This is a genomic window from Marinobacter sp. SS8-8 (assembly GCF_030540945.1).
GTDB lineage: Bacteria > Pseudomonadota > Gammaproteobacteria > Pseudomonadales > Oleiphilaceae > Marinobacter.
Map to the genome: position 1 here is coordinate 166,403 of NZ_JASSVN010000005.1, position 15,048 is coordinate 181,450.

A 15,048-nucleotide genomic window follows, 5' to 3' on the forward strand; every position below is an offset into this window, starting at 1 on the left:
AATCCCTTACTTGGCGGTTTTCGGGCCCGGTTTGGCAGTTTCTTCCGGCGCCTTCTCGAACACCTTCTGAATCTGCTCCCGGCTTTCATTGAAGTAATCCTGCCAGGCTTTCCAGTCCGAATTGAATTGTTCGCTGAGGGATTTAAGGGTTTCGGCCTGTTCGCCGGTCAGGGTTTTCAGCCCCTCCAGATCCCGTACTTCAGATACTTTCCGGGCCTGTTCCAGGGTGACATCAGCATAGCGACGGAAGGCATTCATCTGCATTTCGGCGGCCTTGCTGAACTGTTCGAACAGGGTCTCGTTCAGACGCGTGGCTTTTTCAGTCAGGTCGTTGGTCATTGCTACAACTCCTTTGTATACAGGTTAAATGAAGCCTTATTCTGCCTCAGTCGGCATGACAAAATTTTGACAAGTATCAACCCCAGGCTCAGCTTATGCTTTACTGTAGACGTTTGTATATCCCGGATTATCCGCACGGGGCAGGAGGCGTAATATGAGTGACCGCAAATCGGAACTGGAAACACTGCGGGCAGACCTGAAGGCCAGGCTTTCCCGTTATGAGGCGCATCAGCATCGAGAGGGCGGCGCGCTGGACAAGGACTTTGAGGAACAGGCCACCCAGACCCAGAACGACGAAGTGGTTGATTCCCTTGAAACAGAAACCCGCGCCGAACTGGCGCAGATAGAGCGTGCGCTTGAGCGTATCGAGAGCGGCGTTGGCGACGAGTGTGAATCCTGTGGCGAGGCCATTGACCCCCGCCGTTTGCAGGTGCTGCCCTATACCACCCTCTGCGTTGACTGTGCTGAAGACTGATCTCGTGGAACCAGGGGCGGCAGCCACGACAGAGCCACCGGTATTTCACACCCGGGGGCTCTGGCAAATGCGAGGCCAGGTGTGCCTGTGCGCCTCACAGGCTGGGGCGGTGGCACTCTGGATGCGGAATTTGTGCTCTGGGCCTCTGCCGATGAGCTTCAGATCCCCGAGTCCGCCATTTTTCGCAAGGATGGCCAGAGCCTTGTATTCCGGGTGGTGGGCGAACGGGGGGAGCTCACAACCGTTTCAACAGGCCGCACCAATGGGTTCTACACGGTCATTCTGGACGGCCTGAGTGAAGGCGATCTTGTGGTCCGCCATCCGGGTCGCCAGTTGGAAGATGGCAGTCGGGTGAGAGTCCGATAGTGTCGGCCTTTTCAGCGCCGACCCGGCCGATAATCACGATACTGGAGTACGGGAATGATCAATCGACTTGCACCTGTGGCCTGGGTAACCGTATTTCTGGCCGTGTTTTTCTGGTCTGCCATCGAGCCGAAGGATCGGGCAACCTGGGTGCTGGAGGTGTTGCCGGCAGCAGTCGGTTTTGGCTTGGTTATCTGGTGCTTTTTCCGGTATCCGCTCACGCCGCTGGTGTACCAGCTGATACTGGTGCATGCTATCATTTTGATGGTTGGCGGTCACTATACCTATGCTGAAGTTCCGGTATTTGACTGGTTCCGGGACTGGTTTGGCTGGGGGCGCAACAACTACGATAAACTGGGGCACCTGGCCCAGGGTTTCGTGCCTGCGATCATTGCCCGGGAACTGGTGATACGGTTCGGTGTTTTTGCCCGCCGCGGGTGGCGATCATTTTTTATCGTCTGCTTCGCTCTCGCCGTGAGTGCCTTCTATGAGCTGATTGAGTGGTGGGTCGCCCTGCTGAGTGGCGAAGCGGCCGAAGCCTTCCTTGGTACCCAGGGCTATGTGTGGGATACCCAGTCGGATATGGCCTGGGCACTGTCCGGTGCCATTCTTGCCCTGATTCTGCTGGGCCGTGTTCATGACCGTCAATTGCAGGGCCTGGAAGGTCGTGATCGTCACAGGTTTCACATTCCGGAAAATGGAATAGAGCGGCATGTCTGAACAACAACCGGCTCAGAGCACATCGGATGGACTTCCACGCAGCCAGGTCGCCGGCCTGATCCTTGGCGCCGCATTTCTGCTGGCAACAATGATTTTCCCACCCCCGGAAACCATGGGCGCAGAAGCCTGGGCAGCCCTGGGTCTGATGCTGTTGATGGCCACCTGGTGGTCAACGGAAGCCATCCCGATTCCGGTCACCGCCTTGCTGCCGATTGTTCTGGTGCCAGCGCTCGGGCTCGGGAACGTTGGCCAGGCCACGTCGCCTTACGCCCATCCGATTATTTTCCTGTTCCTGGGCGGCTTCACACTCGGGCTTGCCATGCAGCGCTGGAACCTGCACCGCCGGATTGCCCTCATGACCCTGAAGGCCGTTGGCAGTGAGCCGCGTCGGCAGATCGGCGGTTTTATGCTGGCCACCGCTTTTTTGAGCATGTGGGTAAGCAATACCGCAACGGCCATCATGATGCTGCCCATTGGCCTGTCGGTGGTGGGCATGTTGGACAGCGGTAATCCCAAGGGGGTTCGCCGCTATGCCACCGCGCTTTTGCTGGCCATTGCCTATTCCGCCAGTATCGGCGGCATCGCAACTCTGATTGGCACACCGCCCAATGCTCTGCTGGCGGCGTATCTGAGTGAAAACCAGGGCATCTCAGTCGGCTTTGCCCAATGGATGCTGCTTGGGGTTCCGGTCACGATCATTATGCTGGCCCTGGCCTGGTGGTGGCTGACACGTCGGGACTTCGGCCTGGGCAGTTCCGGTGATGGCGGCAGCGCAATACGGGAGGAGCTTGTTGCTTTGGGGTCGCTTGGCAGGGGTGAAAAACTGGTTGCCGCGGTATTCCTGGTCACCGCCAGTGCCTGGATTTTCCGACCGCTGTTATCAGACAGCCTGATGCCATGGTTAAGCGATACCGGTATTGCCATCGCCGCCGCTATTGCCATGTTTATTATTCCGGTAAATACCAGCAAACGGGAGTTCCTGCTGGACTGGGAAACAGCCAGGGGTATCCCCTGGGGGGTTCTGTTGCTGTTCGGTGGTGGCCTGGCAATGGCTGGCGTGATCAGCAGCTCCGGCTTGGCGGAATGGATCGCGCAAAGCCTCGGGGCGGCTGGCACCCTGCCAACGCTTGTGATGATTGTGATGGTGACAGGTGTGATTATTTTTCTCACCGAGGTTACCAGTAATACTGCAACGGCCGCCGCTTTTCTGCCCCTTCTGGGCGCACTGGCCATGAGCCAGGAAGTATCGCCACTGCTGCTGACGGTCCCGGCGGCTATCGCAGCCAGTTGCGCCTTCATGATGCCGGTGGCAACGCCGCCCAATGCGATTGTGTTTGCAAGTGGCCACATGCAGATCAGCGACATGATCCGGGCGGGCTTTGCCCTGAACCTCATGGGTATTGTGGTAGTGACGCTTCTGAGTTACCTGCTTCTGGGACTGGTTTTCACCTACTCTTCCTGAATCTCACCGTCGGTAATCAGGCGATGGTCATCGGGCTCCAGGTACCGTAGCTGGTCGTTGTGGAGACTGTTTTTGTGTTATCCCGTCAAACCCCGGGGTCCTCCCGGCCAGTGTCATGAACCAGTTCTCAAATCCTTTCTGGAAAGCCCCCTCTGCAGCGACAGATTTGAGGCACAGTTATCTTTAAGGGGGCAGGCTTTTCGGTATCTTACCGTAACAACATGTAACCCGATAAATACCGTGGCCAATAAAAACAGGGACTTCGTCTGACATGCTGCTGGTGCTCGCCGGATCCATTCTTACATTCACCCTGGTGCAGGAAGCGACCGTTGTGGAGCCTTTTGAGAAGGGCACCATCGTTATTGAGCAGGACGTGGATTCGGGCCCTGTTGAATTGCGCTCCGATGTCCGGGTCGAACCGCTGGTGGCGCAGAAGTTCCGGAACATTGTTCGCCAGGCCTACGATTACAGCTGCGGCAGTGCGGCGCTGACCACGGTGCTTAACTTCTATCTGGGGCGAACGCTGTCCGAGCGCCAGGTGATGGAAGGCCTGCTCCATTACGGCGAAAGCGAGCGGATTGTTGAGCGGCGCGCATTCTCCATGCTTGACATGAAACGGCTCGTTACCGCCCTCGGCTATCCGTCAGGCGGATTCCGGGCCACCATTGATGACCTCAAGGACCTTGATCACCCTGCAATTGTTCCGATCCATCATGCCGGCTTCAAACACTTCGTGGTACTGCGAGCCATAAGGGATGGGCGGGTTTTCCTTGCAGACCCGGCGGTGGGGAATCTTTCCTTCACCCTTGATCAGTTTGAGGAGAAATGGGACGACAACGTGCTGTTTATAGTATTTCCGGGAGGTGACAAGCCCCTCGACAACCTGGAGCTGAAAGAGGAAGACCTTCGCTTTGTCGACGACCAGACCATGACGCTGCTGGCGCTGGACAGGATACCGGAGTTTCACGAATCCACCGAGAGGCGCATCCAGAATCTGCTGGAGCGCCAGAAAAACAATCCCGATGGCAGCGTCCAGAACACCCGAAAGCAGTTGTATTACCGTCGTAATTAACTAGCCGGGGATCACCGGCGCCAGGAAAACTACTAATAAGAAAGGGAGTCAGGATGAATCGTTGGTTTGCACGAGGCGTTATCCTTGTTTCCATGGCAGGTCCGCTTTCGGGCATGGCCCTGGCGGATGAAGGAAGTGTGGATCAGGCGCGGGAGGCGCTGGCCAAACAGGAGGGAGACAAAGATGCTTCACGGCAGTTGGAAGAGGTATTCCAGGCTGCGGAGAAGAATTACTCCCTTCAGAAGAAGGGGTCTCACTACCTGCTTTACTCATTCGACTATACCTATACCGCCGACCAGCGGCTGGACCTTGCCATTACCAACGGCTCGGTGCGGAACCTTGACATAGTACCGTCGGCCACCCACTATTTCACCAATGCCTTTTCCTACGACTTCGGCCTGCTTGATAACCTGACGGTTGGTACCCGAATTCCACTGGTGGTCAAGTACGACACTCAGGATGAACTGAGTGTTTACGATTTCGGTGACATCTCCTTCACCGGCCGCTGGCAGCCCTTTGCCTATGTGCCTGGCAAGATGTCGACCACCCTGTTCGGAACCCTGACGAGCAAGACCGGCGTCAGCCCCTACGAGATCGATATCAACGAACAGCTCTCCACTGGCAGCGGCTATTATTCGGTCGGTGGCGGCGCGAGTCTGTCCAAGGTGCTGGATCCGGTGGTGATCTTCGGTTCGGTGAGCGCCACCTATAATCTGCCCGTAAAAGGCCTTCAGCAAGTCCGGGGAGCACGGCTGCTGACGGAAGTGGATCCGGGGTTCGGACTGTCGGGTTCGGCCGGCTTCGCCTATTCACTGTCCTATGACATCTCCCTCAGTATTTCGGCTCAGCTCAGCTACACCGACGAGACCCTGCTGAGTTTCTCGAATGGCGATCAGGCCGTGGCCCAGGACCAGATGACCGGTTTTCTGAGCCTGTCTCTGGGTACTCGCGTCAGCGATACCACAATAGTCAACACCAGTCTTGGCATCGGTCTCACCGAGGATGCGCCGGACTTTTCCCTGGGGGTCTCCCTGCCCATTAACTTCTCCGGCCTCAAAGAGTGACTGGTGTCGTTGACAAATTACGGGAAGGGAAGGATTTCATGGGACAGAAAAGCCACAATTGTCGGATTCTCGCGGCTCTGATTGCCACGACCATCTCGTGTGGTGCCCAGGCCCAGCTTGCGCAGAACCTGACCATTCATCCCAAGGCCCTGGCGCTCGGGAACGCGGTAACCGCTGATCCTCCGGGCATCATGGCGATTCACTACAATCCGGCGGGCCTGACCAAGCTGGAGGATCGCCAACTGGAAGTGAACCTGATGAGCGTCTACCTGGATATTGATGCGGGATTCACGGCACCTGAAGGCTACCAGATTTTTGGCATAGACGGGCTGGAGACTGATCCCCGGACGGGCAAGCAGAGGGACCCGGTTGCCAATACCCGCAGCCATACCAACAACGTGGCCCTGTATATTCCGGGCTATGGCATTCTGAGGGCGCCGCCGGGGCCGGCCGTTGCGCCATCGGCGGGTGTCAGCATCAATCCGCCCGGGTCCAAACTGACCTTTGGCAACGCGTTTTACATGCCGCTGGCAGCGGGTTTTTACCGGGACAAGGACGATCCGGGCCGGTACCAGCCCCAGGCCACCGCCTTGCAGAGAATTACCTATCTGTCACCAACGGTTGGTTACGAGATCAACGACCAGTGGTCGGTTGGTGTCGGTATTCACCTGTCGCAGATGGGTATCGCCGCGGATCAGTACATGCGGGCGCCCAACATGTTGCTGGGCGTGGCGGAAGTCCTTCAGGATGCCTTCAACTGTGAAAGCGGTGAGGAACCGCTGCAGCCATGGCTTGCGCTGTGTGGTGGTAATGTTGGCCCCTGGGATGATATTGGCGCCCTGAGCATCAACGTGCAGGAAACGCTGTCGCCCACTTTCGCGCTGGGTGTGATGTGGGAGCCGACCGACTGGTTCAGCTGGGGGGCAAGCTACACCTCGGAAGCCGAAATGAACCTGAAGGGCACCTTCGAGATCCAGTATACCGACGACTGGTCCGGCTTCTGGCAAAGCGTCAACGGGTCGGTGCTCGGTGCCATTACCTCGGCCATTCTGAGCCTGCCTTCCGGTGCTCCGAAGGAGGCGGGCAATGTCAGCATGGATCTGGTCTACCCACAGCACTTCCAGACAGGTGTCAGTGTCGACGTGCATCCGAAGCTGACCCTGAACGCGGACATTGGCTGGACCGATTACAAGCAGTGGGACGCTTTCGTTTTTCGTTTCGACCGGAACCTGGAGTTTCTGAATGCGGCGCGGATCCTCTCCCCAGACAACGCCACGCCGAATACCCTGAGACTGCCGCTGGGGTTCAAGAGCCAGTGGAACTGGGCCTTCGGCATGGAGTTTCACGCTTCCTCCCGTCTGGACCTGCGTGCCGGTGTGGAAATCCGGGATTCCGTTATCCCGGACGATCAGCGGCAGATCATGGCACCGTTTGGCGGAGCCAACCTTTATAGCGTTGGCATGGGGTATCAGTGGGACAAGAACACCGAGATAGATATGAACCTCAGTTATCTTCAATCGATCGAGTCGATTCCCGCAAACGCCAGTTGTAACGTAAACTGCGACAATATCAGCAACATTATCTACAACCCCTATGCAGGCCTTGATATCAAAACCTCGCTTCGGGTTGTCATGGCCGGCCTCAGTTTCCGGACAAAATTCTGAGTGCTGCCGAGAACCACAGGGTAATTGTTTCCAGTGACCGATGGCGCTTATCTGAAATTCGCACTGTACCTGCTGTTTGCCACAGCACTGACAGGCTGCCAGGTTGGCGGCTCTGTCGTCTCCGAGCGGGAGGGCTATTTTACCTGGGTTGATGAGCAGGGCAGGGTTCGGTACTCACCGATTGTCGGAGCTGCGGGGCCAGGCGCGGGTGAGAGCAGCGAGGAGGTCGTCGCCGGCGAATCCGGTGAGCCCGGCGGTGGGTTCGCTTTTAATTCCCAGCAACCCCGAACAGGCGAGCAAGCGGCGCGCGGAGAAGAAACCGAATACACCCTGGAGAACTACCCGGACGCGGAACAGCTTGAAAAGGACGGCTATATTCGCCCTGGCCAACCGCAACCCTACTTCACATGGCGGGACGCGGAGGGTAATGTCAGGGTCAGCTATTACCGGCCCGATACCCGCACGGATCGCCAGAAAGGCCTGGTAGAGCCGCCTGTCAGGATTACCGAAGCCAGCGTCTACCTTGCCGGCAATGGCCAGGCGGCATCCGGGCCGGCGCCCGGTTATGATCCGGATGCATTCGCCATACTTGGTATCGAACCTGCTGCCGGTGATTTTCTCGCCCGCTTTTCGGCCACCTGCTGTGAGTCCCTGGATATCCGGAATCGCGAGAGCTGGCAATCGGGCCGGGAGTTCGGCGTGACAATCTCGGAAAGTTCGAACGTTCACTCCTTCCTGACCGGTACCAGCCCCTATCTGCTGGTGGCACTTCCAGAGGCGGACAAGGTTGGCAGCCTTGTCATGCGGCTACGCTCCTACGCCCGAAACGGCGTTTTTGTCCCATCCCTGGTGTTTCTTGACCAGCAGATGGCGCCTATCCGGATAGTGACGGACCTGGTGATGGATTTCCAGCCGGAGAACTGGCGCCGCCGTGGTTACCTGGAAGCCTGGATACCCGCATTTCCGGTTCGGGGAGAGCGGTGGATGGTTGTATTCACCCGCGATGAAGACCTGAGGGGCCAGACCGTTATCGAAACCCGGGCTGGGCCGAAGAAAATCCCCCACGTCAGGCAGGGGGAAATTGCCGTGATGCAGGTGGAGGACTGAAGCCTCAGTCCTCCGGTCTGCCCAGGTCCAGCCACTGCTGCGACAGCCAGTAGTAGCTGCCATCGCCTGCGGGATGGGTGCAGTTGTATCGGAATCGCCGGCTGTTGAAGGTGCCGGGTGCCTGCACCTTCACTTTGCCGTCAATTACGTCAAAGTCGATACGCCCTTTACCGGAGGCGAAGCATGTCAGTTGGCCCGCATCAATCGGTTCAACCAGCGGGAAACGCAGGGTCGGTGGGTTTTCAGAGATCACGCCGTCCGGCAGCTCGCCGGTATCGATAGGGAAAGCCTTGCTGCGAAGCTTGTCTTCAAGGCTCCCCAACTGACCGTAGGCGTTGGCCATGGGAAAGCGGGGCAACCGGGTTTCCGCGGTTTTCGGGCCGATGGCGCCGGATTGCTGGCCGAATCCGTACCAGCCGCGCTCGGCGACTTCACGTTCGAGTGCTTTGTCAAATTCCCCGTAGGGGTAAGCGAACATGGGTGCCGGGGAGTTAAGTTCCCGGGCGAGGGTTTCCTGGGCTGAATCAAGACTGTTGTCAATCCGTGCTTGCCAGTCGCTTTCGGCTTCCCCCGGCTTCCGCGCCAGGTGGCCATGGTCGGCGCTGTGATTGGCTATCGTCACACCCGGACGTTCGGCCAGTTCCTTTATCTGGTCCCAGGTCATATAGCCGTTGCGGCCTACGGCGTCGGTGTTGACAAAAATCGTGTAGGGGTAGGCTTTGTCGGCCAGCAGGGGCGCCGCCGTCTCATAGACTGAGTCGTAGGCGTCATCGAAGCTAATGGCGATGCGGTTGCCTTTCCCGTCGGAGCCGGACAGTGTTTGCCTGGTGCCCTCCAGCAGACCCACAACCTCAAGTTCCAGGTCGGAGATCATCTCCAGTTGGCCCTCGAACAGGGACGCGGACGTGCTGGTGGCGGGCGGCGTCGAATCACTGACATGGTGGTACTGCAGTACAACAAGGTCAGCCTGCGCTGAAACGGCTGCTGCCATCAGAGCAACGACCACTGAGGGTTTCAGGAATACTTTGAGCGGCATAGAGTCTCCTGGGTCTGCGGTGCCCGGGCCGGTTCCGTGGGGCCGGTCAGGTGCTGTGACGAAAGTGGGCTTTCAGTACGGCAAAGGCCTGATTGAGATACTGAATGGTTTCGGTGTTGCCGCCGCGGTCCGGGTGTGCGTGCATGACCGCCCGGCGAAAGCGCTGCTTGACGGCTCGAAAATCCGCCGGAACGGCATTGAACCCCAGCACTTTGGCCGCCTTCCTCGTTTCTGACTGCGCCGGTGCCGGGCCAGGGGCACCTGACCGGAAGTCATCCATCATCCGTTGAATCGCTTCCTCCGGCAGTTGGTATTGGGAAAGGTCCAGGTAGAACTGGCGAAGTGTGTCGACACGGTCCGGACTCCCCTCGCCACTGACCACTGCCTGCGTTTCGATCCGGATGCCCAGGGGCGAAATACGCAGGCTCTCGCCGGTTTCGAATAGCTGGTCCCGCAGCCGGTAGAGCACATGGAACAACAGAAAGTGGACCGGGTAGAGCTTTTCCGGTTCGCTGAAAACGACGTCTCCGAGCAGTTCCCAGGGCGGTTTCTGAAGCACCTTGATCAGCGATAATTCATCCATTCCTGCCGGTGCCGTCCTGAGTTCGTGCTCGACAGCCACCAGCAGGTGCTGAATCTGCTGCTCCAGGCAGGCCTCTGGGTCCACCGCTTTAGGGTGTGAGGTGTTGGTCCGGGAATGGCTGTCTGTCATGGATCCAATGGTACGGTTTTGTGGTTTCGTGGTTTTGCTCTCGACGTCTTCGCGTTTGCGCGATGGCAATATATCCATGTCGGTAACCTGTCCCTGAATCCATGTCACGCGTATAATTCCACGTCCACTTGCCTTATGAACGGCCTTATGAACGTAGTTGGTATGTCCGAAGCAATGATCGCCAGTTCCGAACAGTCTCTCAACCCAGAGCGCGAACGCCGCCAGAAACTCGAGCTGAACAAACTGCAGAAACGCCTGCGCCGCGAAGTCGGGCAGGCGATTGCCGATTTCTCGATGATTGAGGCCGGTGACAAAGTCATGTGTTGTCTCAGCGGCGGTAAAGACTCTTACACCATGCTGGAGATTCTGCTTAACCTGCAGAAGAGTGCGCCGGTTTCGTTTGAGCTGATTGCTGTCAATCTTGACCAGAAGCAGCCCGGGTTTCCGGAAGAGGTGCTGCCCGAATACCTTGAGTCCATGGGTATCGAGTATCACATCATCGAGAAGGACACCTACGGTATTGTTAAGGAAAAAGTGCCGGAAGGGAAGACCACCTGCGGTCTGTGTAGCCGGCTACGTCGCGGAATTCTCTATAATTTCGCGGAGAAGCAGGGCGTTACCAAGATTGCACTGGGTCACCACCGGGACGACCTTCTGGAAACCCTGTTCCTGAACATGTTCCATGGCGGCAAACTGAAGTCCATGCCGCCGGTGCTGCATAGCGACGATGGCCGCAATACGGTCATCCGGCCGCTGGCGTTCAGCCGTGAGAAGGACATCGCCCGCTATGCCGCCCTCAGGGCGTTTCCGATCATCCCCTGCAACCTCTGCGGATCCCAGCAAAACCTCCAGCGCCAGGTGATCAAGGACATGTTCCAGAGCTGGGACAGGCAGCACCCCGGGCGCCTTGAAACCATGTTTCGCGCCATGTGCAACGTTGAACCTTCGCACCTGGCGGATACCAGCCTGTACGATTTCCGGGAAGGCAAGCGGCTGGGCGGCAAGCGCCAGGCGGTGCAAACCGCGGAGCCGTACGAGGCAAGCGGCTTTGGCCGCCTGGATGTGCTGAACATCTAGTGTTGCCAGTGCCCGGCCAGGTTTAGCAAGGGCAGGGTCCAGAGCCCGAACAGGATGAGCAGGCCACCGGTTAGCTTCCGGAACAGCGGGTGCTTCTGTAAACCCCGGATCCAGTTGGCCGCGAAGCCGGTGGCCAGCATGGAGGGTAGGGTACCGAGCCCGAAGAACAGCATGGTCAGTGCCGCCGAGCCCACTGTCGGCTGCATTGCAGCCCATCCGAGAGTGCTGTAGACCAGCCCGCAGGGCAGCCAGCCCCAGAGTGCCCCCAGGGCAAGCGCCTGTCCGCCGTGGTTTACCGGCAGGAAATGTCGGGTCAGGGGAGACAGTCGGCTCCAGATCGGTGCTCCGAGGCGCTCGATATGCCGGATTCCCTGCCACCACTGGCCCATGGACAGACCCATGAAAATCAGCAATAACCCCGCCAGGGTCCGCAGGACCAGGCCGGCCAGTTCCCACTGGCTGGCGGCGGAGGTACTGGCCAGTGCAATCAGGGTTGCGATCACCACGTAACTGCCGATGCGACCAGAATTGAAGGCAAGCAGCATGACCGACTGGCGAAGCCGGAAGCCCCTGCCAACGGGCAAGGCCATGGAAAGTGAGGCGCTGATGCCTCCGCACATTCCCAGGCAGTGAGTGCTGCCGAGCAGGCCAATCAGGAAAGCGCTTGGATAGCTGAGGTAGAGTTCCGGGTTCATCCTTGTTTCGGCTCATCCTCTCCCGATTTGGTCTTTGCGCCGGCCCCGATTGGTCTGCCCGGTGGCTTTTTTGTCCGCCGGCTTGTCGGTCCGCGCGTCGTCTGGGATCATGTCCTTGTCATCATCGTAGAGTATCCGGTGAGCGGGACCTTCAAGGTCGTCGTACTGGCCGTTTTTGACGGCCCATGAGAAGAGCACGATCCCCAGCGTCACCAGTATCAGCATTACCGGAACCAGGAACATTACGATTTGCACGGGTTAAACCTCGCGGAAAAGAGTATAGGGGCACGTTATCAGGCCAGCGTCCGGACGCCAACCGGGGGATTGTCCGGATGCCCCGCGCCAGGTGCTTTGCCAAGTCTCAGGGCGTTAAGGACAACAACCAGTGAGCTGAGCGACATGCCGATCGCGGCCAGCCAGGGTGGCACCATGCCAGCCGCGGCCAGTGGCAGCGCGAATATGTTGTAGCCAAGGGCCCACCACAGATTCTGGCGGATAACCTTGCGAGTCTGGTGGCTGGTTCTCAGGGCTTCAATCAGTTGTGATAGCTGACCGTTGAGCAGCACTGCATCGGCTTTCAATTGGGTCAGGTCTGCTGCGGTGCCCATCGCAACCGAAATGCCGGCTCCGGCCATGGAGGGCAGGTCGTTCAAACCGTCACCCACCATCATGATCTGTCGCCCCTCGGCCCTCAGCTTTTCAAGCACTGCGAGTTTATCTTCCGGGGAGGCCTGGCCGATGGCTTCATCAATCCCCAGAAGGGCGGCAATCTGATCGACATGGCCAGAGCGGTCGCCGCTCAGGAGCAGTGTGCGGATGCCTTCATCCTGCAAAGCCCTGATGGCTGGACGGGCATCGTCACGGAGTTGATCGTCCAGCCTGAAACAGGCCAGCCACTCCTTATCGGAGGCCAGCCAGATTTCCATACCCTGGTGCTGCCCGGTATCCGGGGATGGCGCCCCGGTATGCTGTGCTACGAATTCCCGGTGGCCAATAAAAAGTGCGAGATCCTCCAGCTTTCCGGAAAGCCCTCCGCCAAGGTGGTTCTCCACGTGTTCGATCACGGCTGCGGTTCGTTTATGGAAAACCCTGGCAATCGGGTGTTCGGAGTATTTTTCCAGCCCGGCAGCGAGCCTGAGGCAGGTTTGTTCGTCCATGCTGCCGACAATCGCGGTTTCCACCAGGCTCAGCTCACCCCGGGTCAGTGTCCCGGTTTTATCAAAAACCACGGTATCAACGGTGTTCATTGATTCCAGGGTATGTCCCCGGGTTGGCAGGAAACCAAGGCGGCGGAGCCTGACTGTTGCCGAGGTGATGGCTGTGGGTGTTGCAAGCGACAATGCGCAGGGACAGGTAACGACCAGGACTGAGAGGGTAATGTCGAACGCATTATCGGCCCCGGCCAGCCACCAGCCAATCCAGACGACAGGCGCAAGGATCAGCACCCGGCCAACGAACTTGCCTGCCATTCTGTCGGCCATCCTCGCTACCGGGGGTTTCTCTGACTGCACCCGGTCGAGAATCCTCAGGATGCCGGAGAGGCGGGTCTGGGAGCCGGCTTTCACCACCCGGATATCCAGGGGATTTTCACCGTTGACACTGCCGGCATGGACCAGGTCACCGGGGAACCGGGTCTCCGGCAGATACTCGCCGGTCAGGGCTGCCTCGTTGAGGGTTGACTGGCCCCGGACAATCTCGCCATCAATGGGCAGGGTTTCTCCCGGCCGCACGCGGATCGTATCGCCCGGTTTTACCTGGTGGGCGGGCACAATCTGTGAATCATTATCCGTCACCAGCGTCGCAACGGTGGGCTGGAAGCCGGCAAGAGCATTGCCGGTCAGCCCGGCGCGATAACGCGCCTGAACCTCAATATAGCGCCCCAGGAGCAGGAAAAAGGTGAACATGGACAAGGACTCGAAGTACACCTCTTCGCCACCGAGCACGGTCACCCAGGCGCTGGCGAGGTAGGCAAGTCCGATGGCGATAGCGACCGGCACATCCATGGTCAGATGCCGGCTCTGGATATCCCGGCGGGCATTGCGGAAAAACGGGGCGGCGCTATAGAAAACCACGGGCGTGGCCACCAGAAGGCTGAACCAGCGGAAGAAACTGACAAACTCCGGTGACAGGTCGCTTACCAGCTCAAAATACAGAGGAAATGCCAGCATCATGCTCTGGAAGGAGCCAATGCCGGCAATCGCAAGCCGGATCAGCATGGACCGGTGTTCGTCCTTGAGGACCTGTTCCGCTTCGTCTGCCTGGTAGGGGCGTGCGGTGTATCCCAGTTCGTGGATGGCAATCAGCAGGTCGCTCAGTGGCGCCTGATTCTGGGACCAAACCAGTCTTGCCCGCTGAGTGGTGTGGTTGACCGAGAAGGACACTACGCCCGGCAGCTTTTTCAGGTGGTTCTCCAGTAGCCAGATGCAGGCAGCGCAGGTAATGCCGCCGATCAGTAACTGGGCTTCCTGGGCGCCCTGGATGGGAGCAACAAACGATGCCTGGACCAGTGGATGGTCCATTTCCCTCAGGCGGCTCACCTCTGCCGGAGTCAGCTGTCTGGGGGTAACCGCAGTCTCTGTCCGGAGTTTGTAGAACCCGGTGAGCCCCTCATTGTGGATGGTCTGGCAAACCGCCTTGCAGCCCTGGCAGCAGAAATAGCGGGCTGTACCATCGAGTTCAAGGGTGATGGGCGGCTCTCCGTCGGCTGGCTCGCCGCAATGAAAGCAATCCAGGGAGGTCAACCTCGGGCATACTCCGCTGCTTTGACCGTTATTCCGCCTTCCGAGGGTAACCGGGTTTCGCCCTTCAGGCGCCAGTCATTGGCGGGCCCCCGAAGATCATAGTACCAGCGGCCTTCAATGTCTTCATGAAGCTGGCCGGCGAACCTGCCCGGGGCAATCTCCCTGAACTGAACGGTACGATCCTGGTCCGACAGGGTGGGATGAAACAGGTTAAGGACGAGATACGGAAAATCCGCAGGGCCATCAACGGTATTCAGGTTAATGGTAACGTTCCGTTTGTTGAAATCAATCCGGGCTTCCATGCCAAGGTTGGCAGCCTTCTCGTCCCGTGCGATGGACATATTGATACCGCGGCCTTGCTTGGACCAGTCGTCCGTCACCAACGAATTATCCATGCTCAGGGAAACCGTAATCGCGATGGCGCAATAGACGATTGACGCCGCGGGGAACATAACCAGGAACCAGAGCCAGGGTTGACGATACCAGGGGCCTGTTTGTGTTTCAGTAGTCATAAATCAATG

General features: G+C 58.5%; 16 protein-coding genes. 9 read left to right on the forward strand and 7 right to left on the reverse strand.

The features are described 5' to 3' along the window. Positions 1 to 6: 6 nt before the first annotated feature. On the reverse strand, positions 7 to 339 hold the full coding sequence (locus QPL96_RS07475) for a phasin family protein (protein ID WP_303286727.1): 333 nt from the start codon (positions 337 to 339) through the stop codon (positions 7 to 9). Positions 340 to 493: 154 nt separating this feature from the next. Between QPL96_RS07475 and QPL96_RS07480 the strand changes: the two genes are divergently transcribed. From QPL96_RS07480 to QPL96_RS07515, 8 genes are all read left to right on the forward strand, one after another. Beyond that, on the forward strand, positions 494 to 814 hold the full coding sequence (locus tag QPL96_RS07480; protein WP_303286729.1) for a TraR/DksA family transcriptional regulator: 321 nt from the start codon (positions 494 to 496) through the stop codon (positions 812 to 814). A gap of 87 nt (positions 815 to 901) precedes the next feature. After that, the gene (locus QPL96_RS07485; RefSeq protein WP_303286731.1) at positions 902 to 1,180 is read left to right on the forward strand and encodes a hypothetical protein; all 279 of its coding nucleotides are present in this window, start codon (positions 902 to 904) and stop codon (positions 1,178 to 1,180) included. Positions 1,181 to 1,234: 54 nt separating this feature from the next. Further along, positions 1,235 to 1,897 carry a DUF2238 domain-containing protein gene (locus tag QPL96_RS07490; protein WP_303286733.1) on the forward strand — a complete coding sequence of 221 codons (663 nt, stop codon included), beginning with the start codon at positions 1,235 to 1,237 and terminating at the stop codon, positions 1,895 to 1,897. Continuing rightward, entirely contained in the window at positions 1,890 to 3,359 is a 1,470-nt protein-coding gene (locus tag QPL96_RS07495) for a DASS family sodium-coupled anion symporter (RefSeq protein ID WP_303286735.1), read from the forward strand. Before QPL96_RS07490 ends, QPL96_RS07495 begins: the two co-directional genes overlap by 8 nt. A 271-nt stretch (positions 3,360 to 3,630) precedes the next feature. Then, entirely contained in the window at positions 3,631 to 4,431 is an 801-nt protein-coding gene (locus QPL96_RS07500) for a C39 family peptidase (protein WP_303286737.1), read from the forward strand. Positions 4,432 to 4,484: 53 nt separating this feature from the next. Continuing rightward, on the forward strand, positions 4,485 to 5,495 hold the full coding sequence (locus QPL96_RS07505; protein WP_303286738.1) for a transporter: 1,011 nt from the start codon (positions 4,485 to 4,487) through the stop codon (positions 5,493 to 5,495). A gap of 38 nt (positions 5,496 to 5,533) precedes the next feature. Then, complete coding sequence (locus QPL96_RS07510) at positions 5,534 to 7,159, forward strand: OmpP1/FadL family transporter (protein WP_303286740.1); 1,626 nt, start codon at positions 5,534 to 5,536, stop codon at positions 7,157 to 7,159. Positions 7,160 to 7,192: 33 nt separating this feature from the next. Then, entirely contained in the window at positions 7,193 to 8,266 is a 1,074-nt protein-coding gene (locus QPL96_RS07515) for a MalM family protein (RefSeq protein WP_303286742.1), read from the forward strand. A 4-nt stretch (positions 8,267 to 8,270) separates the two neighbouring features. Here the strand turns inward: QPL96_RS07515 and QPL96_RS07520 are convergent, their stop codons facing one another. Both QPL96_RS07520 and QPL96_RS07525 read right to left on the reverse strand, forming a co-directional pair. Further along, the gene (locus QPL96_RS07520) at positions 8,271 to 9,302 is read right to left on the reverse strand and encodes a polysaccharide deacetylase family protein (RefSeq protein WP_303286744.1); all 1,032 of its coding nucleotides are present in this window, start codon (positions 9,300 to 9,302) and stop codon (positions 8,271 to 8,273) included. 46 nt (positions 9,303 to 9,348) lie between these two features. Further along, positions 9,349 to 10,122 carry a DNA-J related domain-containing protein gene (locus QPL96_RS07525; RefSeq protein WP_303286746.1) on the reverse strand — a complete coding sequence of 258 codons (774 nt, stop codon included), beginning with the start codon at positions 10,120 to 10,122 and terminating at the stop codon, positions 9,349 to 9,351. A gap of 54 nt (positions 10,123 to 10,176) precedes the next feature. Here QPL96_RS07525 and ttcA point away from each other — a divergent pair, with 54 nt between their 5' ends. Continuing rightward, positions 10,177 to 11,091 carry a tRNA 2-thiocytidine(32) synthetase TtcA gene (ttcA, locus tag QPL96_RS07530; RefSeq protein ID WP_303286748.1) on the forward strand — a complete coding sequence of 305 codons (915 nt, stop codon included), beginning with the start codon at positions 10,177 to 10,179 and terminating at the stop codon, positions 11,089 to 11,091. Here ttcA and QPL96_RS07535 read toward each other — a convergent pair. From QPL96_RS07535 to QPL96_RS07550, 4 genes are read right to left on the reverse strand one after another with little or no spacing between them, the layout of a single operon-like run. Then, positions 11,088 to 11,786, reverse strand: coding sequence for a sulfite exporter TauE/SafE family protein (locus QPL96_RS07535; RefSeq protein ID WP_303286750.1), 699 nt, complete (start codon positions 11,784 to 11,786; stop codon positions 11,088 to 11,090). The two genes, ttcA and QPL96_RS07535, sit on opposite strands and share 4 nt — an antisense overlap. 12 nt (positions 11,787 to 11,798) lie before the next feature. Further along, positions 11,799 to 12,029 (reverse strand): cbb3-type cytochrome oxidase assembly protein CcoS, encoded by a 231-nt coding sequence (ccoS, locus tag QPL96_RS07540; protein WP_303286832.1) that lies wholly within the window; start codon positions 12,027 to 12,029, stop codon positions 11,799 to 11,801. Between the two features lie 50 nt (positions 12,030 to 12,079). Next, positions 12,080 to 14,527: a heavy metal translocating P-type ATPase gene (locus QPL96_RS07545; protein ID WP_303286752.1), complete on the reverse strand. Its 2,448-nt coding sequence runs from the start codon at positions 14,525 to 14,527 to the stop codon at positions 12,080 to 12,082. Next, positions 14,524 to 15,039 carry a FixH family protein gene (locus QPL96_RS07550; protein ID WP_303286754.1) on the reverse strand — a complete coding sequence of 172 codons (516 nt, stop codon included), beginning with the start codon at positions 15,037 to 15,039 and terminating at the stop codon, positions 14,524 to 14,526. Before QPL96_RS07550 ends, QPL96_RS07545 begins: the two co-directional genes overlap by 4 nt. Between the last annotated feature and the right edge of the window lie 9 nt (positions 15,040 to 15,048).